This window comes from Mesorhizobium loti (assembly GCF_013170705.1).
In the GTDB taxonomy this organism is placed as follows: Bacteria; Pseudomonadota; Alphaproteobacteria; order Rhizobiales; family Rhizobiaceae; genus Mesorhizobium; species Mesorhizobium loti_D.
In genome coordinates this window covers 6,416,833-6,438,550 of the sequence record NZ_CP033334.1, presented here as the reverse complement: position 1 = coordinate 6,438,550, position 21,718 = coordinate 6,416,833, and the positions used below count along the sequence as shown (strand labels likewise).

General features: G+C 59.2%; 16 protein-coding genes and 9 pseudogenes. 15 read left to right on the top strand and 10 right to left on the bottom strand.

Annotation, left to right across the window (positions count from 1 at the left end; translation table 11 throughout):
- The first annotated feature begins 82 nt into the window (after positions 1-82).
- The 3 genes from EB815_RS31315 to EB815_RS31305 are packed head-to-tail and all read left to right on the top strand — an operon-like array spanning position 83 to position 2,302.
- Positions 83-739 (top strand): multiubiquitin domain-containing protein, encoded by a 657-nt coding sequence (locus EB815_RS31315; protein ID WP_245303335.1) that lies wholly within the window; start codon positions 83-85, stop codon positions 737-739.
- Entirely contained in the window at positions 714-1,901 is a 1,188-nt protein-coding gene (locus EB815_RS31310) for a ThiF family adenylyltransferase (protein WP_019863500.1), read from the top strand. The genes EB815_RS31315 and EB815_RS31310 overlap by 26 nt, the downstream gene beginning before the upstream one ends.
- Positions 1,898-2,302 (top strand): DUF6527 family protein, encoded by a 405-nt coding sequence (locus EB815_RS31305; protein ID WP_081288666.1) that lies wholly within the window; start codon positions 1,898-1,900, stop codon positions 2,300-2,302. The genes EB815_RS31310 and EB815_RS31305 overlap by 4 nt, the downstream gene beginning before the upstream one ends.
- Before the next feature lie 45 nt (positions 2,303-2,347).
- Here EB815_RS31305 and EB815_RS34055 read toward each other — a convergent pair.
- Both EB815_RS34055 and EB815_RS31295 read right to left on the bottom strand, forming a co-directional pair.
- Positions 2,348-2,537, bottom strand: a pseudogene (locus EB815_RS34055) (aldehyde dehydrogenase family protein); the annotation flags it as partial.
- 420 nt (positions 2,538-2,957) lie between these two features.
- Positions 2,958-3,112: pseudogene (locus EB815_RS31295) on the bottom strand (LysR family transcriptional regulator); the annotation flags it as partial.
- 148 nt (positions 3,113-3,260) lie between these two features.
- Between EB815_RS31295 and EB815_RS31290 the strand changes: the two are divergent.
- Entirely contained in the window at positions 3,261-4,226 is a 966-nt protein-coding gene (locus EB815_RS31290) for an omptin family outer membrane protease (RefSeq protein ID WP_064987307.1), read from the top strand.
- Positions 4,227-4,563: 337 nt separating this feature from the next.
- On the opposite strand, the pseudogene EB815_RS31285 reads toward EB815_RS31290, so the two are convergent.
- A pseudogene (locus EB815_RS31285) lies at positions 4,564-4,718 on the bottom strand (LysR family transcriptional regulator); the annotation flags it as partial.
- Positions 4,719-4,865: 147 nt separating this feature from the next.
- On the opposite strand from EB815_RS31285, the gene EB815_RS31280 reads away from it, so the two are divergent.
- Entirely contained in the window at positions 4,866-5,834 is a 969-nt protein-coding gene (locus tag EB815_RS31280) for an omptin family outer membrane protease (protein WP_064987308.1), read from the top strand.
- 318 nt (positions 5,835-6,152) lie between these two features.
- Positions 6,153-6,473, top strand: coding sequence for a hypothetical protein (locus EB815_RS33755; protein ID WP_081294826.1), 321 nt, complete (start codon positions 6,153-6,155; stop codon positions 6,471-6,473).
- Between the two features lie 17 nt (positions 6,474-6,490).
- Here the strand turns inward: EB815_RS33755 and EB815_RS31270 are convergent.
- A pseudogene (locus tag EB815_RS31270) lies at positions 6,491-6,848 on the bottom strand (IS630 family transposase); the annotation flags it as partial.
- Positions 6,817-7,089 (bottom strand): annotated as a pseudogene (locus EB815_RS31265) (IS110 family transposase); the annotation flags it as partial. The pseudogenes EB815_RS31270 and EB815_RS31265, both read right to left, overlap by 32 nt.
- 142 nt (positions 7,090-7,231) lie before the next feature.
- On the opposite strand from EB815_RS31265, the pseudogene EB815_RS31260 reads away from it, so the two are divergent.
- The 4 genes and pseudogenes from EB815_RS31260 (at position 7,232) to EB815_RS31245 (ending at position 10,491) form a co-directional block, all read left to right on the top strand.
- Positions 7,232-8,265 (top strand): annotated as a pseudogene (locus tag EB815_RS31260) (IS110 family transposase).
- A 284-nt stretch (positions 8,266-8,549) separates the two neighbouring features.
- A complete protein-coding gene (gene darT, locus EB815_RS31255) occupies positions 8,550-9,182 on the top strand; it encodes a type II toxin-antitoxin system toxin DNA ADP-ribosyl transferase DarT (RefSeq protein ID WP_064987309.1) in 633 nt (210 codons plus the stop codon).
- The gene (gene darG / locus EB815_RS31250; RefSeq protein WP_064987310.1) at positions 9,182-10,261 is read left to right on the top strand and encodes a type II toxin-antitoxin system antitoxin DNA ADP-ribosyl glycohydrolase DarG; all 1,080 of its coding nucleotides are present in this window, start codon (positions 9,182-9,184) and stop codon (positions 10,259-10,261) included. The genes darT and darG overlap by 1 nt, the downstream gene beginning before the upstream one ends.
- Positions 10,262-10,299: 38 nt before the next feature.
- Positions 10,300-10,491 (top strand): RNA-binding protein, encoded by a 192-nt coding sequence (locus tag EB815_RS31245; protein WP_244277773.1) that lies wholly within the window; start codon positions 10,300-10,302, stop codon positions 10,489-10,491.
- Positions 10,492-10,533: 42 nt separating this feature from the next.
- On the opposite strand, the pseudogene EB815_RS31240 reads toward EB815_RS31245, so the two are convergent.
- Positions 10,534-11,160: pseudogene (locus EB815_RS31240) on the bottom strand (transposase); the annotation flags it as partial.
- A 155-nt stretch (positions 11,161-11,315) separates the two neighbouring features.
- Here EB815_RS31240 and EB815_RS34300 point away from each other — a divergent pair.
- From EB815_RS34300 to EB815_RS31220, 4 genes are all read left to right on the top strand, one after another.
- On the top strand, positions 11,316-11,636 hold the full coding sequence (locus EB815_RS34300; RefSeq protein WP_081288669.1) for a helix-turn-helix domain-containing protein: 321 nt from the start codon (positions 11,316-11,318) through the stop codon (positions 11,634-11,636).
- Positions 11,602-11,922, top strand: a complete 321-nt coding sequence (locus EB815_RS31230) for a hypothetical protein (RefSeq protein ID WP_064987312.1) — start codon at positions 11,602-11,604, stop codon at positions 11,920-11,922. The genes EB815_RS34300 and EB815_RS31230 overlap by 35 nt, the downstream gene beginning before the upstream one ends.
- A 469-nt stretch (positions 11,923-12,391) precedes the next feature.
- Entirely contained in the window at positions 12,392-14,578 is a 2,187-nt protein-coding gene (locus tag EB815_RS31225) for a tetratricopeptide repeat protein (protein ID WP_065005171.1), read from the top strand.
- A 1,040-nt stretch (positions 14,579-15,618) separates the two neighbouring features.
- Positions 15,619-16,098: a ProQ/FINO family protein gene (locus EB815_RS31220; RefSeq protein ID WP_064987315.1), complete on the top strand. Its 480-nt coding sequence runs from the start codon at positions 15,619-15,621 to the stop codon at positions 16,096-16,098.
- A 339-nt stretch (positions 16,099-16,437) separates the two neighbouring features.
- On the opposite strand, the gene groL is transcribed toward EB815_RS31220, so the two are convergent.
- The 4 genes and pseudogenes from groL to EB815_RS34155 form a co-directional block, all read right to left on the bottom strand.
- Entirely contained in the window at positions 16,438-18,105 is a 1,668-nt protein-coding gene (gene groL, locus EB815_RS31215; protein WP_065005173.1) for a chaperonin GroEL, read from the bottom strand.
- A 64-nt stretch (positions 18,106-18,169) separates the two neighbouring features.
- Complete coding sequence (gene groES / locus EB815_RS31210; RefSeq protein ID WP_019863563.1) at positions 18,170-18,466, bottom strand: co-chaperone GroES; 297 nt, start codon at positions 18,464-18,466, stop codon at positions 18,170-18,172.
- 656 nt (positions 18,467-19,122) lie between these two features.
- Positions 19,123-19,347, bottom strand: coding sequence for a DUF1173 family protein (locus tag EB815_RS34050; RefSeq protein ID WP_065005175.1), 225 nt, complete (start codon positions 19,345-19,347; stop codon positions 19,123-19,125).
- A pseudogene (locus tag EB815_RS34155) lies at positions 19,304-20,143 on the bottom strand (DUF1173 family protein). The gene EB815_RS34050 and the pseudogene EB815_RS34155 overlap by 44 nt, the downstream one beginning before the upstream one ends.
- 883 nt (positions 20,144-21,026) lie before the next feature.
- Between EB815_RS34155 and EB815_RS31200 the strand changes: the two are divergent.
- Positions 21,027-21,695, top strand: a pseudogene (locus EB815_RS31200) (ArdC family protein); the annotation flags it as partial.
- Positions 21,696-21,718 lie beyond the last annotated feature (23 nt).

Here is a 21,718-nt window from a genome sequence, read left to right as displayed (position 1 = left end):
TACAAAATAGCCATTAATTAGCTAGACATTGGCTAAAAATTGCATATATGTTTTGGGCAGAATGAGAAACAAGGAGGCTTCGATGCCTGACGCAGCGAACTTTACATATAAGCTGAACGGCCGCGTGGTGGCTACCGATGACGCCATCGTTTCAGGTCGCGCGGTCCGCAACAGCGGTGGGCTTGATCCAGCCAGCGACTATATTCTCATCCAGATAGCCGACAGGACATCGCGTTCGATCGGCCTTGAGGAAGCGATCGACCTGCGACAGATGCCCCAGCCTGAGTTCCTTTCATTCAAAGGCGACAGCACCTTCTCTTTCACCGTCAACGAGCGTGGCTGGGAGTGGGGGGCGGCGACAATCTCCGCGTCCGACATCTACCGCTACGCCAGCATCGCCGAGGAACTCGAGCTGATCCTGGACAGCGCCGGCGATACGGTCATTCCCGCCGATGGCGCGGTGGTTCTTGGCGGACATGGCGTCGAGCGCATCCGCAGCCGCGAGGCGAAAACGGTGGTCATCAAGATCAACGGTCGATCGCGCACGATACCCCGGAGAAAGCACAGCTATCGCGAGATTGCACTGCTCGCATACCCCGACGCCGATTTTGAGAAGTTCAAGTACACGATCACCTACCTGAAAGGTGTCCACGGCGCGGAAGGTGATCTGGTCGAGGGCGAGAAGATCGAAGTCAAGAACGGGATGGTCTTCAATGTCCGCCGATCTGATAAGTCGTGATCCGCATCTGAAGCGGCTGCTGGACGAGGGGTTTGAGCTCGAGATGCGCGAGCTCGTCCTTCTCGTTCACAGCGTGCCCTACGTGAAGCGCGACATGTCGCTTGGCCGCGGCACGCTTGTCTGCATTCTGTCGCTGGATAGCGAAGGCCTGACCTCGACTCCACAAACCGGCCACACCATGTGGTTCACCGGAGAGACGCCTTGCCATCGCGATGGTACGCCGATGACCAATATCATCCACAACAGCAACGAGGCGACCGTCGGATCCGACATCAAGGTCCACCATTACTTCTCGTCGAAGCCAGAAGGGACTGGCCGGTATGCCAACATTTACGACAAGGTCGTCACCTACGAATCTCACCTCGGCGCCGCTGCGCGGTCGCACGACAAGACCGCGAACGCGCGCACAGGCGTCACGTTAGCCAGCGCGGAGGACGATAGCCCCTTCGCGATCCCCGATTCTGCGTCAGCCCGCTATGGAATCGTCATCGCCAACCGCAAGCTCAAGGGCCGCATTGCTATCATCGGCCTTGGCGGCACAGGTGCCTATCTGCTCGATCTCGCCGCCAAGACCCGCGTTGCCGAGATCCACATCTACGACGACGATCAACTTCTCAACCACAATCTTTTCCGTTCGCCCGGTGCTCCCGAACTGGCGCTGGCGAAGAATTTTCCCCGCAAGGTAGATTATTACGCAGCGCTTTACGCGCGTATGCACAAGGGCGTGAAGCCGCACGCCACCAGGGTCAAGGCTGACAACATTGATGAATTTGCAGGTTATGACTTCGTCTTTGTCTGTGTTGACAAGGGATCGTCGCGGCGCGTCATTGCCGAAGGGTTGGTTCGCCTGGGCATTCCGTTCGTCGACACTGGCATTGGTCTTGGGCTCGACGACAACACGCTCGACGGCTGCGCACGGGCGACTTTCATTGCCCCCGGCACGCCCTGGGCGGAAGTGGCGACCCATCTGTCGTTCGGTGACGACGATGAAGAGGCCGATGTGTACGGCACCGAAATCCAGATCGCCGAGCTCAATTCGTTGAACGCGATCATGGCGATTATGCGCTGGAAGCGCTGGCTGACCTTCTATCGTGATGAACGCAACGAAAAGAACGCGACGTACATGATCGAGGGCAACAATATCACGAACCGGGGGGCATGATGGCTCGGGTGGATTGTCTTGCAACGGTCTTTGTCGAAGACATTCCCGAACAGCTGGAAGACGGGGTCCTTTACGTGTCGCGCCAATGCCACGTTGCCCTCCATAATTGCGCCTGTGGGTGTGGCGAGGAGGTTTCAACACCGCTCGTTGCAACCGAATATGACTTTGTCATGGAGGACGAGGGCGCCTCGATCTGGCCGTCGATCGGCAACCACGACTTCCCTTGTGGCTCACACTACATCATCAAACGTGGCCGAATCCATTGGGCGGGCAAGATGTCTCGCGAGCAGATCGAAGCCGGCCGCGCCTATGACCGCCTTCTCAAGCGCGGTGCCCAGCCGAAGGGGCTCGGGGCCATCCTCGCATGGTTCAAGCGCCTGTGGATCAAGTTCATCAGCTAATCAGTGTGCAGCCGGCGGCATCGCGTTTGCAGGCACAGATCAGGTGACGACGCCTTCGGGAAAGCCTGCCTCTCCCGCGAGCGCAACCATTGCGCCTGCAAAAAGCGGCGTCTGTTCGGCGGGTTTCAATATCTCGGTGCAGCCCGCCGCCAGTGCCGGCGAGATCTTGCGCGCGACCATTGAAGCCGGGAAAATTCTGCAGCGTGATCGTGCCAATAAAGCCGATCGGCTGCTTCTCTGCCGTGTCGGCGGCGCCAACCGCGGAGTTTCGCTTGTGGGGAGAGAGAGATAGACAGGCTTACCTCTTGGAATCGTGGGGTCGTGGCCCCATTTTGGGGCAACCGATGCAGGGGTGCCCATACCTTCCATCTGCGAAATCCGGGTTTTCCTCGACATTTTGACCTGAAAGGCCATATTGTGATTGTCGCAAAGACGGACTTCTAGCGACAGCTCGCCGGGCAACCGGTTCACACCCAAGTGTGGAATATCCAAGAAGCGTCCGATTTAAAAGGCGCACCGCCATCCTGGCGGCCGCCGGTTACGACGTCTCGCTGCTGCTTAACTGGTTCAGGCAGCTTCTGGCTGCTCATCGCAGCGCTCAAGCGGCTGACAAAACCCGTCGCGGCCTGACCCGCTTTCATTGTTCACGGACGACCAGTTCATCGTTGAAATGATCGCGCAGCCGGGCGACGGCCGCGCTCATGGCCGGCTGACTTAGGTTGATGCTGCTGCCGCCGCCGTCAGGTTGCGCTCGCTCAGCAGTGCGTCGAGCACGACGAGGAGGTTCAGATCAAGCCATTGGAAACGCACGGTTTTAGCTTATCCATAGCGTGGATGCTCCGATCTAAACAATCAATTTTGCCAAACGTCCATGGCGCTGCATAGACGACCGCACGTGACGTGCACCCGGTACGCCGCGTATGGCCGAATGGCGGATGATTCCTGTGAGGGTAGTTTTATGAAATTGTATGTGAAAGTCTTTGGTGGAGCGGCAGCATTGTTCGCTGCCTGGCCGGCGATGGCCAGCGAGCCGGTGGTGAGCGAACCGGCGCCCTACAATCCCAATTTCTCTTTCGTCGGCGGCGTCGGCGTCATCGACATCGAGGCCAACGAGCTAGTCAATCAGAGTCGCTACAGCGGCTCGAAGCTAAGCCAATTTATCTGGGAAAGCACCTCTCCGGTCATTTCAGCCGAGATGACGGCGCGCAGCGAGGCCGGCTGGACCGCCAAGCTTTCCGGCCAGTTCGCCTTCAGCGGCGACAGCTACATGGAATACTATGCCTGGTTCCCGCCATTCTCGACCAATGATGGCTGGAATGACTGGAGCAGCCGTTCGCGTCATTCCGACACCGGTCTGGATCACTTCTATTCGGCAACCGTCGCGCTCGGCCACGACTTCCAGGTCAGCGATCAGCTGCTGATCAACGTCAACGGTGGCTTCAAGTACACCTCGGTCAAGTGGACTGCCTATGGCGGCTCCTACGTCATCAGCGGTGCCGGCTTCCGGGATTCGGTGGGCGACTACCCAGGAGACACAAAGGTCGCCAGCTACCAGCAGAACTTGCCGGTCGCCTTTGCCGGCATCGATGCGACCTATGTCAAGGATCGCTGGAACTTCGGCTTTGCGCTGAAGGGCGGCATGACCTTCTCGGCCGGCGGTACCGATCATCACTGGATCCCTGACCAGCGCTACGAGGAAGATTTCGAATCGGCGCCGGTTCTGATGATCGGCGGCAGCGTCGGCTACCAGTACAACGAGCGGACCAGCTTCTTCGTCTCCGGTTCCTACGAAAAGATGTTCACCGCTCGCGCCGACTCCAAACTCTATGACATGCCGACCGGCGCAGAGATTGGCGGCAACGACTCGATGAGCGGCGATTTTGCCGCGGCGACGGTGATGGTCGGCATCAAGACCGCGTTCTGATTGAACGAACCGGACCGGAACGCCAAACCGATGTCCGCACGGCGCAGAAATCGGTGGGCGCGATAGGGACGACGTTCTTTCGCCGAGCTATCGTTCCGCGGTAGACCGTCTCTGATCTCGCAGCAGTCGTCCTTCGTCGAGGCGCAACCAGCGCAGCGAGTTCCATGCTGAAATGCTTCAGTTGGGAGCCGGTCTATCACCGCGACAGATCGCGCCCCAGATTGGCACGTTGAGAACTGTCGAACGCTGGCTTGCGGGCGGTGAGCCCGAGCACCGGCGGCCAAGTGCCTGACAAAACCTGTCGCCGCCTGATCCGCTTTCATTGTTCACGGACGACCAGTTCATCGTTGAAATAATCGCGCAGCCGGGCGACGGCCGCGCTCATGGCCGGCTGACTTAGGTTGATGCTGCTGCCGCCGCCGTCAGGTTGCGCTCGCTCAGCAGTGCATCGAGCACGACGAGCAGGTTCAGATCAAGCCATTGGAAATGCACGGTTTTAGCTATCCATAGCGTGGATGCTCCGATCTAAACAATCAATTTTGCCAAACGTCCAGGGCGCTGCATAGACGACCGCACGTGACGTGCACCCGGTACGCCGCGTATGGCCGAATGGCGGATGATTCCTGTGAGGGTAGTTTTATGAAATTGTATGTGAAAGTCTTTGGTGGAGCGGCAGCATTGTTCGCTGCCTGGCCGGCGATGGCCAGCGAGCCGGTGGTGAGCGAACCGGCGCCCTACAATCCCAATTTCTCTTTCGTCGGCGGCGTCGGCGTCATCGACATCGAGGCCAACGAGCTCGTCTATCAGGCTTCCGGCAGCGGCTCGAAGCTGAGCCAACTGATCTGGGAAAGCACCTCTCCGGTCATCTCAGCCGAGATGACGGCGCGCAGCGAGGCCGGCTGGACCGCCAAGCTTTCCGGCCAGTTCGCCTTCAGCGGCGACAGCTACATGGAAAACTATGACTGGAGCCCGGCCTTCTCGACCAATGATGGCTGGAACGACTGGAGCGACCGTTCGCGCTTTTCCGAGACCGATCTGGATCACTTCTATTCGGCAACCGTCGCGCTCGGCCACGACTTCCAGCTCAGCGATCAGCTGCTGATCAACGTCAACGGTGGCTTCAAGTACACCTCGGTCAAGTGGACTGCCTATGGCGGCTCCTATGTCGAGAGCGTTGGCGGCTTCCGGGATTCGGTTGGCGACTACCGAGGAGGCGAAAAGTCCAACAGCTACCAGCAGAACTTGCCGGTCGCCTTCGCCGGCATCGATGCGACCTATGTCAAGGATCGCTGGAACTTCGGCTTTGCGCTGAAGGGCGGCATGACCTTCTCGGCCGGTGATACCGATCATCACTGGCTGCGTGACCTGCGCTTCGAAGATCATTTCGAATCGGCGCCGGTTCTGATGGTCGGCGGCAGCGTCGGCTACCAGTACAACGAGCGGACCAGCTTCTTCGTCTCCGGTTCCTACGAAAAGATGTTCACCGCTCGCGCCGACTACAACACCTATGACATTCCGACCGGCGCAGAGACTCGCGGCTACGACGATCGGAGCGGCGGCGATTTTGCCGCGGCGACGGTGATGGTCGGCATCAGGACCTCGTTCTGACCGGAACGCCAAACCGATGTCCGCAACGGTGCAGAAATTGCTGGGCGCGATAGGAACGACGTTCTTTCGCCGAGCTGTCGTTCCGCGGTAGACCGTCTCTGATCTCGCAGCATCGTCCTTGTCCCCGACAAATGGCGTTTGGAGAGATGCAAGCCGGTTGGGCCATCGAATAGGCCCATCGCGATAGCTGTGAGCTGATCGCCTTCAATCGTAGGCTTCCAGAACAACGTCGAGCCGCACTCAGAACCCGCGTTCAACCGACTGAGAGCGCGTCGCACCGAACATTCACGGCAGCGAGCAAATGGCCCGATTCTTTCGATGTTATCGAACGTGAAGCACGCGACGTCGGGTGAGCAGACCCAGCGGTTCCCCACCATCGGCATGAACATGCTCCGGAACTTTCAATCGCGGCTGACCTGGCCCGCCGCTTTGCCGCGGCCATACATGGCGACGACGATGCAGGCCTCGGTCAATGGGGCTTCCCTTGCAGCAGCCTCCAGCCGTGACATTGAGGCTGTCCGGGCGGCAATCACCAAGCCCTGGAGTGCGAGCCCGGTCGAAGGCCAGATCAACCGCCTCACGATCAAGCGCCAGATGTACGGGCGCGCTGCCTATCCCCGACTTCTGGCAGCCGCTTGACCCGACCGGACAAAGGGACAAGCCGCAGGGCCGAGGAAGGTCAGCGTGCGCCAGTGGCCGTGTGAGGCAAAGCCGCGCAGGGGTTTGCCGCACGGTCCCCAGCCCCGCAGCGGAGCCATGTTGGTCTTGATCCAGGTTTCGCCGATAAACACCAACCGTTCCGGATCGAGACCCGCCTGCCAGGAGCGCCAGCGTTGCCGTCGCCGCGCGATGTCGGCGCGAACCTGTTCAACGGCGAACAGCGTTTTTTTTGAACCGCAAACCCTCGCGCCGCAGGAAGTGCCATACCGTGTCGTGCGAGACCTTCACACCGCGTGCGGCAAGTTCGTCCTTCAGGCCGTGTAGCGACAGATGCGGCGTCTGGTTGATCCGCTCCTTCAAGTGGCAGCGGCAGTCCGATCGATGAGCGCGCCGTCTCAATATCCGTCAGAATCTGTGTCTTGCTGACCTTGCGACCGACGACATCCCACGCTCCTGTCACAAACTCCTCCTTCGTCAGTGCCGTGATGCTTGCCGGGGTAGGAAAGGCATGGAGGAAAGCGAAGAACCAGTCGCTGCGGCTGTTCCCCCGGAGGCGGTCGATCTCGGGAAAATACAGCGGCAGGTAGTGCGTCAGGCCAGTGCAGCGCATTAGGGGTAGATGGGGTATTCGGCTTGCGCCCCTTCTTCAATGGTGAAGCAGGAAGGTGCTGCGCTTCGAGCTGATGATAGAACGTGGTCTGTCCAAACAGCCACAAGCATCAGGAAGGAAGCGCAGCATGAAGTACTTTATCGGTCTCGATGTCGCGGTGAGACTGCCGTTTGCATCGTTGATGAAACCGGCAGGATCTGGCGTGAGGTGAAGGTGGTCAGCCATCCCGACGATCTCCTCGCCGTGCTGAAGCATGCTGCCTTGAATATTGAACGGGTCGGCCTCGAGGCTGGGCCGTTGTCGCAATGGCTTTTCGAGGGGCTGGCCAGGGCCGGGTTGCCGGTCATCTGCATCGAGACGCGCCATGTGAAAGCGTTCTTGAAGGCGCAGCCGAACAAGACGGATCGCAATGATGCGCGCGGCATCGCGCAGATGATGCGGGTCAACCTGTACCGCCCGGTGCATGTGAAAACGCTCACGAGCCAGATGCGGCGGGCACTCCTAACAGCCCGCAAGCTACTGCAAGGCAAGGCAATCGCCATCGAGAATGACATCCGCGGCCTTCTGCGCGACTTTGGCCTCAAGGTCGGTGTTGTGGGAACGGTGAAGTTCGAGGAGCGCACTCGCGAGCTCGTCGAAGGCATGCCCGATCTCGAAGAAATCATGGAACCGCTGCTGGCCGCCAGGCGGAAGCTGCGTGCCGAATTTGCTCGCCTGCACAAAAAAGTGCTCATGATCGCCAGGAATGATGCGACCTGCCAGCGCTTGATTACGGTTCCCGGTGTCGGCCCTGTTGTGGCGCTCGCCTATGCCGCGACAATCGACATTCCGCAGCGGTTCAGCAACTCCAAGGCGGTGGGGCCCATCCTGGGACTGACGCCGAAGCTCAACGAGTCCGGGGAAAGCAAGCGCGTTGGATGCATATCCCTGTGCGGGGACGGCATGATGCGGACGTTGCTCTATGAGGCTGCCCAAACGCTGATGACTCGCGTGACGAAATGGTCGTGGCTCAAGACCTGGGCGATGAACGTCGCCAAGCGGCGCGGGATGCGCAAAGCAATTGTCGCGCTGGCACGTCGCCTGGCGGTCATCATGCATCGCATGTGGCTGGACGGCGCCGAGTTCCGCTGGACGCGGGAAACCATGGCGTCAGCCATCTGATCCAGGAGGCCGGGAAGGAGAGAGACAGTGCGATCAGGACGCTTGGCAGATTGGGCCGCCTCGTTCTTCTGACCCCATACTGGGAGGGCGAAACGCCGATCCCGCAGAGAAGCAAGGCCCTGCGAAAGACGTCAAAATGCCGGAGACTGAAAAGCCCGATAGCGCTTGACCTCAACACGCCGAATAGAGAAGTGTCTCAGTTTGAAATCTTGTCAGCAGTGTAGCCACGGCGACCATTCCGGGCTGTGCTTGCCGCTAAGCATGTGGCAGCATACGCGCGAATCATGTCCAAAGACCTCAACCCAGAGAAAGCGCTCATTTTTCGGATTGTCCACAGGGACAATATCGGACCAGTGCTGGCTGATGGTTGCCACTGCCGCGCAACCATGGAAGGCAAGAAATATATCGAGATCGGGAATCCGGAGCTGATCCAGAAGCGCGCTGACAAGGCGGTTCCGATCGATCCGGGCGGCACTTTGAGCGACTACGTTCCGTTCTATTTCACACCCTATAGCCCGATGCTCTACAACATCAAGACGGGTTACAACGGCATCAAGCAGCGCTCGATGCGAGACATCGTGATCCTCGTATCTTCGCTGCATCACCTGGCCAAGTTAGAGGTTCCGTTTGTGTTTACCGACCGGCACGCCTATCTGAAGTTGGCGCAGTTCTCGGACGATTTGGCCGATCTGAACTGGATTATCTGGCTGACCCTGCAAGCGCGCGATTTCAAGAAAGATGACATCGACAAGTTCGAGAAATATCAGGCTGAAGCGCTTGTATATAAGCACGTTCCGCTCACTGCCCTGCTTGGCATCGTTTGCTATGACGAAAACGCAAAAGCCGAGATCGAGGCTGCCGCCGCGAAAGCAGGCGCTAAGGTGAAGGTCCTGGCAGAAAGGAGATGGTTCCTCTGATGGTCAAGTTTGTCCGTGGCAACCTACTTGAAGCTGACACTGAAGCTCTGGTGAACACCGTCAACACCGTCGGCGTGATGGGGAAGGGCGTCGCCTTGATGTTCAAAGAGGCATTCCCCGAAAACTTCAAGCTTTACGAAGCCGCTTGTGAGGATAAGCGCGTGCGGCTTGGCGAGATGTTCGTTACGGAGCGGAACGACCTCTATGGCCCGAAATGGATAATCAACTTTCCCACTAAGGCGCACTGGCGATATCCATCTAAGATCGAATGGATAGCAAAGGGCTTGGACGATCTTAAAGCTGTCGTGGAACATAACAACATCAAATCCATAGCTATTCCACCTTTGGGTGCTGGCAACGGCGGCTTAGATTGGCCTGAAGTTCGCGAGATAATCCTGTCTAAGCTTGATTCGCTAAATGATGTCGAAGTTCTTGTTTACGAGCCGACCCGACAATACCAGAACGTGGCCAAGCGTGCCGGCGTAGATAAGTTGACTCCAGCGCGAGCGCTGATAGCTGAACTTGTTAGGAGATATTGTATTCTTGGAATCCAGTGCTCGTTGCTGGAAGTTCAGAAACTTGGCTATTTCGTGGAGAGATTCGCGAACCGAGAGGGCTTGGATGAGATGAAATTCGAATTCGGAGCCAATAAATATGGACCGTATTCGGACAAGATGAAGCATATGCTGAATGCTCTGGATGGAAGCTATTTACATTGCGATAAGCGACTTGGTGATGCCGGCCCCTTTGAGCCAATTCATTTTGATGATGAGCGAAAGGAACGCGTCTCTGCCTACTTTTCTACCGCTGAAGCAAAGCCATATCGATCAGCTTTGGAGGCCACCAGCAAGCTTATCGACGGCTTCGAGTCTCCCCTGGGGATGGAGTTGCTTGCGACCGTCGATTGGTTGATGCGCCACGAAAAGGTTGCCCCCCAAGTGAATGAGATCAGGGCTGCCCTGCCCAAATGGCCCGGTGGCGAGGATGCGGCTGAGCGGAAGTTGCGGCTGTTTGATGATCGCATCATCAAGATAGCCCTGGATGCTTTGAAGGAAAACTCTTTGGTGCAGGCCAGCTAATGCCCACGGGACCTAAAGGACAGAAGCGCCCCACCGACGTGATCGGCAACGCCGTCCGCGTCATGCGCATTGCCACTGGCGATGAAGCCGAGGACGTTGACGACGGCAAAGACCCTGCCGCCAAGGCGCTTGGCTCAAAGGGCGGCAAGAAGCGCGCCGAGAACATGACGCCAGAGCGCCGGGCAGAGATTGCGAAGAAAGCTGCTGAAAAGCGGTGGGGTAAGCTGTAATTCAGTTGACCTGAGATCGTCGACCGTGAACAATGAGATTGGTCAGGCTTCGATCTCGTTTGGCTGACTTTGGCGGGCTGCGATGAGAAGCCACAAAAGCAGCCTGAACCAGTTGAGCAGGAGGGAGAAGTTGTAGCCGGCGGCGGCCAGGATGGCGTTGAGGGCGTCGCCCTGCTGGCCGGCGAGGTAGTTGCGGTCCATGCGGTGTTCGTTCTTGATGTGGCCGATGACGGGCTCGACCGCCGAGCGCCGCCGCATTTGGCGCTTGATGGCTGGGGTGACGCGGCGTTTCTGGCCGCTGGTGAAGAACCTGAGCTTGTGGCTCTGCGGTGCGTTGTGGCCGCGATAGCCGGCGTCGGCGAGGATGCGGCCGATCTCGTTGCCGATGGTCTTTTCCATGTCGGGGATGACGCTTGCAAGCGTGTGGCCGTCATAGGGATTGCCGGGCAGCGCCTTTGCATGCAGGGCGAACTGGCCGCCCCTGGAACGCTTCAGCGTGGTGGCCACCGACACCTTCACCCCGAACTCATAAGACGCATGCGCCTTGCCCTTGCCGATGCATTCCACCTCGTGCGCGTGCAGGCTGTAGATCTTGCGGCCGCGCTGGCGCTGACGTTGCTCGAGAACGGTGGCGGCCTGGTAGAGCGGCCATTTGAAGAGCGCGTCCAGCCCCGCATGTTCTTGAGGAAGTGGCTAAACGTGGCGTAGAGGTTCCGGTGGGATCGACGGTGCCCGACGCTGGGGCAAAGCTTCGCCTGAAGGACCATATTGCCCAAGCGCTCGAAGAGAGCGCCAAGAAGGAAGGCGCATAAAGCGCAGCAGCAATGGATGATCTATTTTCTTCAGACAGGCGGAATCTGCCTCGGGTTATCCCCGAGCGAATCCGCGAGGCGCGGGAAGCTCGCGGGCTACAGATTGAGCCATTCGCCGAACTCTTGAACGTGACAAAGCAGGCTGTATCCCGGATAGAAAGCGGTCTCTCCGCCCCGAGTGGGGAAACATTCGGCCGCATCATAGCCGTGACTGAGCAGCCGCCGGCGTTTTTCACTACCCCAAGACAACGATCCGGCGCGGGCATCGCGCCGTTTTGGCAGTTTAAAGCGAGTCGAATTGTACCATCGCAAGCGCATCGCTCGTCGGCTTGAGTGGGCTAGCGATGTCGTCGCATATTTGGAGCGCTTCATTGATATGCCATCGCTCGATCTCCCAGCCCTTGATTTTGATCCGTCTTCTCAATCAACGGATCAAATTGAAGCGGCGGCAGATGCACTGCGATCCGCCTGGTCGCTTGGGCGCGGTCCCCTCCGGGACCTCTCAGCGATCATGGAGCTGCATGGCTTCATCCTTGTTAGCGAGGCGGTCGATTGTCCTGATATGGATGCCGTTTCATGCTGGCAGGCAGGCCGTATGTCTTGTTTTCAGCAGATGTAACCAGCGGGCCGCGTACCGCCTATAGAGCAGGCTCACGCCTGCGGCCTCAATCGCGTCGCACGCCGGCGGCCGTATGGGCGGGCAGTTTGTCCCAGCGAATTGCACCGCCGAAAGTAGCCAACTTTTGTCCCACACACGACAATTCTGCCGCCCCGAGGGTGGAGCGGCGCGACAAACCTTTTATCCAAGCAATTGAGAACGCTCATGGAATTTCGGAGGTTCTTCGACGACGCTACACGCGCGGCACGAAAGTTGCTGTTCATCCTTGCAGGGTGCTGACCGCAGCAAGCCGGCGTACGGCAACATCACTGAGTAGCATCCGCCAACCACGAGAAAGGAATGCACCATGAAGAAGAAGATCGCAGAAACCACCACGGTCATCCGTACGACCACGCCGTACACGGGCACGGTCTGATGACTTGGGAGGGTGGCAATGCGCCACCCTCCCTCAACCAAGAAGGCGAGCAATATGGCCGATTTTGTACAGTCGCACGCTTTGGCGTTGATTTCGGAGGCGGTTGGCGCCTCAACAATAACCGTGCTCAAGGCTGACAAAGGCATGGCTCCTCGAGCCACGGTCGCGACAGCTCTTGCAGACTGTGGATCTAATGTCGAGTTTGCTGATGGTGATTGGCAACGTGGCGGCTATCTCGCGGGATTCCAAAACCTGGTTGATGCGGCTTTGGAATGGACGACCAAAGAATGCCCGCACCTGATCGAGAAGCACCAGCAATCGCTTAAGCGCCTGTTTCCGCTTCTCTCCAGCGCCGCCTTTACCGTTCCAAAAGACCTCACCAACACATCGAGCAAGGAAGAGCGAACACGGTTCTACCATCACGAATATCAGAACAAGCTGCTCGTGGGGCTCGCCGAATATCTGCTCGAATATGCTAGCCGAAGCGGTCTCCGCTGTGTGCTGGTCATCGATCGAGCTTCAGAGATGTCACCTACGGCCGTCAACCTGGTGAAAGTGTTGCGGCGGCTCGACAGCGAACGCCATTTCCGCTTTGTTCTCGTGGACCATTCCAATTCCGTGTTCATTGAAGGGGCCTGTGAAGTCAACTTCGGCTGTTATTCGATCGATGAACTCGCCGGTCTCTTTAAACCTGACATGGCACCACAGAAGCGGCGGTTGATTTTTGAGGCGGCTCGCGGGAATCCGCTACTCCTTCGCGCTCTGATCACCTGCAATCAGGCCGGCATGCCAGTTGTTGGATACTTGACCTCCAATGCTGCTATCGACTTGCACCTGGCGAGCCTGAGCCCTGAGGAACGCAGCGAGATGCTTCGATCCTATGTGGAAGCAGACTGCAACCCGACCGATCTAATCGCCCAACGCAACTATGAGACATTTGATCGGGAGTATGCTGACAGTCTGCATGCAGAAATGCATCGGGCCGCAATTGAAAAACATCTTGCCGGAAAGTCACCCTTGGTGACATTCCACGCCTTGTCTGTTCGGAACAAATTCAAGCGGCTCGAGCTTATTGCGGAGCCAAGCGAAATTCTTAAGAGCATTGGGCTTTATGACACTTGGTTCAGCTATTTCGGCGAAATGTTTGCGGATCCCGAGCTGCGCGTTTACGGAACAGGAAACGATGCGGTCAACGCGGTTTTCATCAATGCAGCGTTTGTTCTCTACAGCTTGGGCTGCGGCTGCGTCTCGGTTCCCTATCTCGATCTTTTCTACTCGAAATTCCCATCAAGCCGCTACACGCCTACGGTGCTTTACGCCCAATCAATGACCTATGCCAGATATCAACAGCCAGTGAACCTTCCATTGGCGGAACAATACGCGCTGCGAAATATCGATACAATTGAGCGGGATTTCAAATATCACGAGAAATACCACTACATAAAGGTTTTCGCGGAAAACGCCTATGCCTATATCAAGGCAAGGCAGGGTCAATTTGACGAAGCCCTCCAGCTTTGCACGGAAGGCAAGGCGACAATGTCAGAGATATATGGCGACAATCGCTTCAAACTCCATCAGTCAATTTTGATGTATAACATCAGTCAGGTATACGAGCTTGTAAACGAACTTTCTCTCGCGGAGAAGAAGCTTGGCGATGTCATCGCCGTTGATCCTTATTACGGCGAATACCAGAACGATCTTGGCAATCTCCTCGGCAAAGTCCCGGGCCGTGAAGTTCACGCGTCAAATGCATATGCGCGCGCGATCGAGCTCTGCCCGCCTTACTACGAGGCGCATTTGAACCGGGCAGGTCTCCGTAAACGTCTCGGTGATACACAAGGCGCGCTTTCCGATCTTGATCGCGCTCTGTCGATCAAGCCGGAAGAATGGCGAGCTCTGCTGGAGAAAGGCAATATCCTTCTCTCAGCCGGAAACCCTTCTGCTGCAATTGAAGCTTACCTTGCTGCCGCTGAGTTCGTTCCCTCACATGCGGACCTGCAGAGCAACTTGGGTCTTGCCTATTCCGAGTTGGAGAAGCCTGAGCAGAGCATCGCCCATTATCAGAAGGCCCTCGATATCGATCCCCGTCATGCGCCGGCCCACAACAATCTTGCAATTGAGCTGTTCAACGCCAAGCAGCCTGATTTGGCATTGGAGCATGCCAATCAAGCCGTCGATTTTGCCGGCGAGCCCGATTACGAGGCCACGCGCAACCATATCCGCATGGCATTGGCGAGTTAGACAAATAGGTAGGCGTAAAAATTTGCGGTAAGGGGCTCCGTCGCCATTTCCACAGCCCTGCGGATTGGCATGACAAGCCTCGCTTATGCCCAAGCTCGATTGCGCCTAACCGTTCACGCTGGGATCGGGAGGCAAGGGTTAAGCAGCAAGCAGCTGACCGCCAATGACGACGGAATCGGGATCCTGAACCGCCCCAATCGGGCTGCGGAACCCCGACCAGCTCCTCGTCGCAGCCGGTACGCAAAACACCAGCCATCAGTCTGGTATGAAGCCGGCCACCGTTCCAACCAAAGACCGGCCAGTTTTCGGCACTAAAGATTGTCTCCTGGGTCAGCAACTTTGGCGTCAAACACTCGCTGCGGACGACGAGATTTTGATGCAAAGAGAAGGCTGACCATGAGATAGTTGAGACAAATGCTTCGGCCTGCCGCAAGCGCGACCAGCTCCCGCGAAATCGCGGTGGTGCTGGTAATAGCACGCGGTGTCGATCAAGGGAGCTTGTCCAAGCTGTGGCGATGGTTGGCGACGTACAATTTTGCCGAGACCTCTGGGCGAGTAACCCCGGTGAACGTCGCGGCAATCTCCGCCACGGGTGTCGACCTAATTGCACGCCCGACGCCGGACTGCGGTCGAACCGTTTTGGCGGCCATTCGCATGATTCCGGTCCCAAGATGTAGAACGGAACGGCCGAACGGGTGAGGGGAGCCGCGACGCTTTCGGCACCCTACTCGCCGGCGGGCTCGGCGGTGGCCGTCGCGTCTTTTTCGCTACTGGCGTTTCAGATACGCTGCCAAGGTTAAGGTCTGGCGGTGAGATGGGGCAAGAGCGCTTTCCACCTACTGTCTTGGCTATGAACTCGACCGGGACGGCTCCGCGTGATTGGTGCCGGTCCTGCTCGCGCAGCAGCTGCTTCGTCTGCCCAACCGTGAGCACCCACTGCTTTGCCATGCGGGACGAACGCATTTTTCCATAAACATTGCATATGTCAGTGCTAGGAAAGGTCCGAATCGGAAACGAAAACAATCGGGGCGAAGCTTACCATGTTGAGCGCCAGCCGAGGCAAATCGCCTGCACAGCTTTTCCGCTATCTATCGGCCAAGTGGCCCGCGGCGTTCAATCCGAAAGCGCCCAGGCCGCTCAAGATCGGCATCCATCATGACATTCGCGTGCTTGACGGCGAACTGTCTGATGATGAATTAAGGAGAGCCCTGCTGGCGTATACCAGGATGGCCAAATACTTGGCGAGACTGGATGCCGGCGCCGCACGGGTCGATCTCGATGGCAAGCCGGCCGGCGTGGTCTCGGATGCCGACGCGGCGACCGCCAAGGCTTTGCTGAGGGCCCGCAAGCACAAACAAGAGGCCAAGCAAACGCCTGAGCCAAGGGTAGAGCCTCGAGCGCCACCCAAACCAAAACCGAAGCGAACCGCCGGGTACAGGGCGAAGAATACGGCCGACAGCCCGACCGGCATAGTCGTTGAGACGAAGCGTCGCCGCGCTTTTCGAAAGCCGATGGCTTGAGCGCCGCTGAGCGATAGGCCTTGCACCGACGGACACAGCCCCTGAGGGGCGGAGCGCCGCCCCGTGCCGATCCGAATTACCGCGATTGTAAGGAGCTGCCGCATTCGTGCTGGCGAAAAACGGAGTGGTCAGTCATCCCTTCTTCGAGACGAACCAAGACCGGACGTTGGTGTCTCCGAAGCCACGGCCAGCGGCTCTCCGCCGCATCCTTGCCCGCGCTCTCCTTGTCCTCTTTCACGACCATCTCTACTACGCCCTGAACATTTCCGGCCGGATCCGACTTCAAGGAAAAGGGCGGCATCGCCGCCCTTTCGCGTATGTGAAGCCAGATCGGCTGGATTAAAAGTCCATACCGCCCATGCCACCCATGCCCCCACCCATGCCGCCGCCCATGCCGCCAGGCATGCCGCCGCCGCCGGCCGACTCCTTCTTCGGAGCCTCGGCGATCATGGCTTCGGTGGTGACCAGCAGACCGGCGACCGAGGCCGCATCCTGCAGAGCCGTGCGAACGACCTTGACCGGATCGACGATACCCATGGCGATCATGTCGCCATATTCGCCGGTCTGGGCGTTGTAACCGTAGGTCGCGCCCTTGTTCTCAAGGATCTTGCCGGCAACGATCGAGGCTTCCGCACCGGCGTTGGCCGCGATCTGGCGGGCCGGAGCCTGCAGCGCACGACGAACGATGGCGATGCCGGCGGCCTGGTCGGAGTTTGCGCCGGTGGCCTTGATGTTCAGCGAAGCGCGCAGCAGGGCGACGCCGCCGCCGGGAACGATGCCTTCTTCCACGGCCGCGCGGGTCGCGTTCAGAGCGTCGTCAACGCGGTCCTTCTTTTCCTTGACTTCGACTTCCGTCGCACCGCCGACGCGGATCACCGCAACGCCGCCCGCGAGCTTTGCCAGACGTTCCTGCAGCTTCTCCTTGTCGTAGTCCGACGTGGTTTCCTCGATCTGCTGCTTGATCTGGGCAACGCGGCCCTGGATCTCTTCCTTCTTGCCGGCGCCGTCGACGATGGTGGTGTTCTCCTTGGAGATCGACACCTTCTTGGCGCGGCCGAGCATGTTGAGGCCGACATTCTCGAGCTTGATGCCGAGGTCTTCCGAGATGACCTGGCCACCGGTGAGGATGGCGATGTCCTCCAGCATGGCCTTGCGGCGATCACCGAAGCCCGGCGCCTTGACGGCGGCGATCTTCAGGCCACCACGCAGCTTGTTGACGACCAGCGTGGCGAGCGCCTCGCCTTCGACGTCTTCGGAGATGATCAGCAGCGGCTTCGAGGTCTGAACGACGGCTTCCAGGACCGGCAGCATGGCCTGCAGATTGGAGAGCTTCTTCTCGTGGAGCAGGATGTAGACGTCCTCGAGCTCGGCAACCATCTTGTCGGCGTTGGTGACGAAGTAGGGCGAGAGATAGCCGCGGTCGAACTGCATGCCTTCGACGACTTCGAGTTCGGTCTCGGCGGTCTTGGCTTCCTCAACCGTGATGACGCCTTCATTGCCGACCTTCTGCATCGCTTCCGCGATCATCTTGCCGACCGACTCGTCGCCATTGCCGGCGATTGTGCCGACCTGGGCAACCTCTTCCGAGGTCTTGATCTTCGTGGCGTTCTTGATCAGCGTCGCGACGACGTCGCTAACCGCGAGGTCGATGCCGCGCTTCAGATCCATCGGGTTCATGCCGGCGGCAACCGCCTTGTTGCCTTCCTGGACGATCGACTGCGCCAGGACGGTCGCGGTCGTGGTGCCGTCGCCGGCGATGTCGTTGGTCTTCGAAGCGACTTCGCGGATCATTTGCGCGCCCATGTTCTCGAACTTGTCGGAAAGTTCGATTTCCTTGGCGACGGTGACGCCGTCCTTGGTGATGCGCGGGGCGCCGAACGACTTGTCGATGACGACGTTGCGGCCCTTGGGGCCCAGCGTGACCTTCACCGCGTCGGCGAGGATGTTGATGCCGTGAAGCATGCGCTCACGGGCATCACGGGAGAATTTTACGTCTTTGGCAGCCATGTTTAACTCCTGGGCATTTCGCCCGAATTCAGATTGGATGGTGCGGATGAAAGGCGGCGGCGTGTCAGCCGATGATGCCCATGATGTCGGATTCCTTCATGATCAGAAGGTCTTCGCCATTGAGCTTGACTTCGGTGCCCGACCACTTGCCGAACAGGATGCGGTCGCCAGCCTTGACGTCCAGGGGCACGAGCTTGCCAGCTTCGTCGCGGGCGCCGGAGCCGACGGCGATGATCTCGCCTTCCTGCGGCTTTTCCTTTGCCGTATCGGGGATGATGATCCCGCCGGCGGTCTTGGATTCGGATTCGACCCGGCGAACGACCACACGGTCATGAAGCGGCCGGAAATTCGACTTTGCCATTTTGGATATCCCTGGTGCAGAGGTTGAACGGTTCTTCGTTGCCGGAGCCTGGGTTAGCACTCGCCAGTTGGGAGTGCTAACGTGGCGGTGAGATAGGCTGTAGGTTCGTCCTGGTCAAGACGGATGAGCGGACGGCCGAAGAGCCAGAAGATTTGGAATCGGCCCGGAAGCCTGGCCCGCATTGCGGCGCATCCCAATGCCTAGACGCGTTTCGGCCGTAAGCTATGGGCCGACTTTTGTGTCTTATTTGGAATGTGAAATTATGTGAAATTAACGGTCGAGCAGTCGGCCGGAATCGACGGCCAGCCGAACAGTCTCGAGCTTTTTGCAAGCCCGGCCTTTTTCTTGCGCGCCTGAGGCGATGAGGCGGCTGCTGTGAACATGGCTTGACCCGCCCAACTTGCGAGCTGCAAGGATCGCTCGCACGTGCTGCACTGGGAGGCCCTTCGTGATCCAGGTCGCACACATCATTTGCTGGGAAGATCGCTCAAGCGAGCACCTGAAAATACTCGCCGGCCTGCGAATCATGCTGCAATAGCGTCCGCGAAGGGTGCCTGCTTCATATGATAGGCCCACGTCTTGCCGACCAGGCAAAGTCGGCATCTCACGATCGGCCGTCCGCCAGATCCAGGAATCAAACTCCGGTCGCGATGCGATCAGTTCGCCCAGCGTTTCCTGGTACGCACCATGGAGGAGGGCGGTACGACATACAGGCCAACCGGCCGCGGCTGTATCTGCAATATCGCCGTCGCGGTTGGCTTGTCCATAGGCAGGTTGAAGCGCGGTCCTTTCACGCTTCGCTCTCTTGTCCTGGCAAGGGCGTCGACCAGCTTCTTTTCATAGGCGGACTCGTAAGGCACCCAATTCTGCGCCACCACCATGACGGGCCATTTCCTCGATCACCGCCAGCCCCGCCGAAGTCAACCCGAAGGTGGCAACCGCGATCAAATGCGATGCCTCATCCGCGCCCCAGAGTGCCATCTCGGTTTCAAAACGGGTTGAAGCCGACGATGAAGGCGATCGTCCAACAGGAACACGAAGCCCGGCATGTGCTTGACGATCAGCTTGTGGCCGCTGCGAGCCGGGTTCAACTCCTTCACCTCGCCGACCAGGATCATCAGCTTTCTGGGGCCGCTCTTCGGGGACAGCGCAGGTGCAAGCGCCTGCCCGCGCCATTTCTCGATCGCAATCTTGTCGGCGGACCGGAACGGCTCGGGCACGAACAGTATGTCGCGCTCCGCCCTTGACCCTCATCTGGCCCGCGGCCTCGACGAGGTGCCAACGCATGTCCCACCAATGCCTCTTGCCAGCCCATCGCGACGTCCGGACCGTCAGCTCCGCCTCGTGCCAGAGATAATGGAGCAGGCCTCGCAGGGAGAGTCTCTTGGTGTCCCCGACCACGCTGTTCGAATCTGGAATGCCAGCTGCCGACGCAGCGAGCGCGCCTACCTTCGACAGGCGAAAATCCAGCTTCAGCGCGGCCATGCCGCTCTCGGAATCGACCTGGTTTGCGCTGCCCATCAGCACGCCGAGGCCGGACAGTTCGTCGGGCGGGTCGTAAGAGGAACAGGACGTATCGTGGGCACCTGCCGTATTTTGCTCGCGAATCACGCAATATACATCGCCGGGCACGGCTCTTTGCACACGCAAAACGGTCGCAGCTTTCCGCGATATCATCCCCTAGCGCAGCTTGTAGACCAGGCGCCGCCTCCTCGATTACCTGGTCAGCAACTCTGAAACCTCGCATTGCCTCCGTTGCTCCGGACGCCGCCGCATCCCCACGCCCATTGAGTCATGGTTTTGCCGTCGAAGCAACGGGCTTGTTCGTCAGGACATGCTGACCCGCCTCTCTTACCGGAACGGGGCTGCGCTTGACTGAACATCCGGTGTGCGGCTTGGTCTTCACCTTGGGCCGTGCGTTTGGGCACTGCCACGTCGCCGGGGCCTCGATAGGCGACGGTGCGGCCAGCAGAGGAAGAGGGCAGGCGGGGCTTTCGGTGGGCGGGCGAAGGTCCGGGAGAGAGACTCGGCGTCCGCCTCGGAGCAAACCATGACACAGATGGGGCACCGATGCTCGCGTCGCTCCCAAGGAGCTATCACGATGTCTTCGAGGGTGCATTCCGAAGCGCGTGCCGTCATTTGCACGCGCATCCCCCCGAGATCAAAGCTACGGTCGTCGCGGACCTGAGTGGCGCCCGCGCGCCTGAAGGCGCGCGCCGGGTGCTCGTGAACCGAGCCCGCTTTTCTTCGGCAAGCCTCAGGCGGTCTCGGCCATTCGGCTTCGCCCCCTGGCGCATGCAGCCTTTCGCCTGCTGATGGCCGCCGGCCGTTGGCCGGCGTGGTCTGTCTGTTGGCCATCCCCCGGTGACGCGCGGTGGGCGGCTCTCCCTTCTAGGTCCGCCGCGGCATCCCGCAACCCTTCGCTGCCGCTCAGGGTCCTCCTCTTCGTTCCGGTCCTTCGAATGCGGTCTGCCTCCGACGGCGGACCTTTCCGGTCGTTCTCGCCGCCCACCCCGCTTTCCGGGGGAGGGAGCGCGATTGAAGAGCGGAGGACCAGACGATGCGTGCAAACAACAAGCGTTCCGCCTGCCGGCAGGCGGGCGCAGGCAAGGACAGGCGCCCCGGCGCCAGCCTTTATCAGGAGATCACCGATCGCATCATCGCCGAACTGGAGCGCGGCACCGTGCCGTGGGTCAAGCCATGGGGCAGCGCAAAGGCCGGCCTCGGCCTGCCGAGCAATGCCGCCACCGGGCGCCGCTATTCCGGCATCAACATCCTCATCCTGTGGGGCGCCGTCTTCGAGCGCAGCTATGCCAGCCAGAACTGGCTGACCTTCCGGCAGGCGCTTGCGCTTGGCGGCAATGTCAGGAAGGGCGAGCACGGCACAACCATCGTGCATGCCGACCGCTTCGTCCCGAAGGGCGAGAAGGAGCGCGCCAAGACCGATGGCGACGAACCGCACGCCGTTCCCTTTCTGAAGCGCTTCACCGTCTTCAATGTCGCGCAGTGCGACGGGCTGCCCGACCATCTCCATGCCGCCGCCGAGCCGCTGCCCGAGCGCGAGATCATCCCGCAGGCCGAGGCGCTTATTCGAGGAAGCGGCGCGGATTTCCGCATCGGCGGCGATCGCGCTTTCTACATGCCGGGCAGCGACTTCATTCAGGTGCCGCCGCAGCCGTCATTCTTTCAGCAGATCGACTATTACCGCACCTGCTTCCATGAATTAGGTTTCATCGCAAGTGTCCTTCTTGC

What these genes read in the sequence shown, in the direction of transcription:
- EB815_RS31315 (WP_245303335.1), top strand. Translation starts at nt 83, where the DNA reads ATGCCTGACGCAGCGAACTTTACATATAAGCTGAACGGCCGCGTGGTG.
- EB815_RS31310 (WP_019863500.1), top strand. Translation starts at nt 714, where the DNA reads ATGTCCGCCGATCTGATAAGTCGTGATCCGCATCTGAAGCGGCTGCTG.
- EB815_RS31305 (WP_081288666.1), top strand. Translation starts at nt 1,898, where the DNA reads ATGATGGCTCGGGTGGATTGTCTTGCAACGGTCTTTGTCGAAGACATT.
- EB815_RS31290 (WP_064987307.1), top strand. Translation starts at nt 3,261, where the DNA reads ATGAAATTGTATGTGAAAGTCTTTGGTGGAGCGGCAGCATTGTTCGCT.
- EB815_RS31280 (WP_064987308.1), top strand. Translation starts at nt 4,866, where the DNA reads ATGAAATTGTATGTGAAAGTCTTTGGTGGAGCGGCAGCATTGTTCGCT.
- EB815_RS33755 (WP_081294826.1), top strand. Translation starts at nt 6,153, where the DNA reads ATGTTATCGAACGTGAAGCACGCGACGTCGGGTGAGCAGACCCAGCGG.
- darT (WP_064987309.1), top strand. Translation starts at nt 8,550, where the DNA reads ATGTCCAAAGACCTCAACCCAGAGAAAGCGCTCATTTTTCGGATTGTC.
- darG (WP_064987310.1), top strand. Translation starts at nt 9,182, where the DNA reads ATGGTCAAGTTTGTCCGTGGCAACCTACTTGAAGCTGACACTGAAGCT.
- EB815_RS34300 (WP_081288669.1), top strand. Translation starts at nt 11,316, where the DNA reads ATGGATGATCTATTTTCTTCAGACAGGCGGAATCTGCCTCGGGTTATC.
- EB815_RS31225 (WP_065005171.1), top strand. Translation starts at nt 12,392, where the DNA reads ATGGCCGATTTTGTACAGTCGCACGCTTTGGCGTTGATTTCGGAGGCG.
- EB815_RS31220 (WP_064987315.1), top strand. Translation starts at nt 15,619, where the DNA reads ATGTTGAGCGCCAGCCGAGGCAAATCGCCTGCACAGCTTTTCCGCTAT.
- groL (WP_065005173.1), bottom strand. Translation starts at nt 18,105, where the DNA reads ATGGCTGCCAAAGACGTAAAATTCTCCCGTGATGCCCGTGAGCGCATG.
- groES (WP_019863563.1), bottom strand. Translation starts at nt 18,466, where the DNA reads ATGGCAAAGTCGAATTTCCGGCCGCTTCATGACCGTGTGGTCGTTCGC.
- EB815_RS34050 (WP_065005175.1), bottom strand. Translation starts at nt 19,347, where the DNA reads ATGGTGGTGGCGCAGAATTGGGTGCCTTACGAGTCCGCCTATGAAAAG.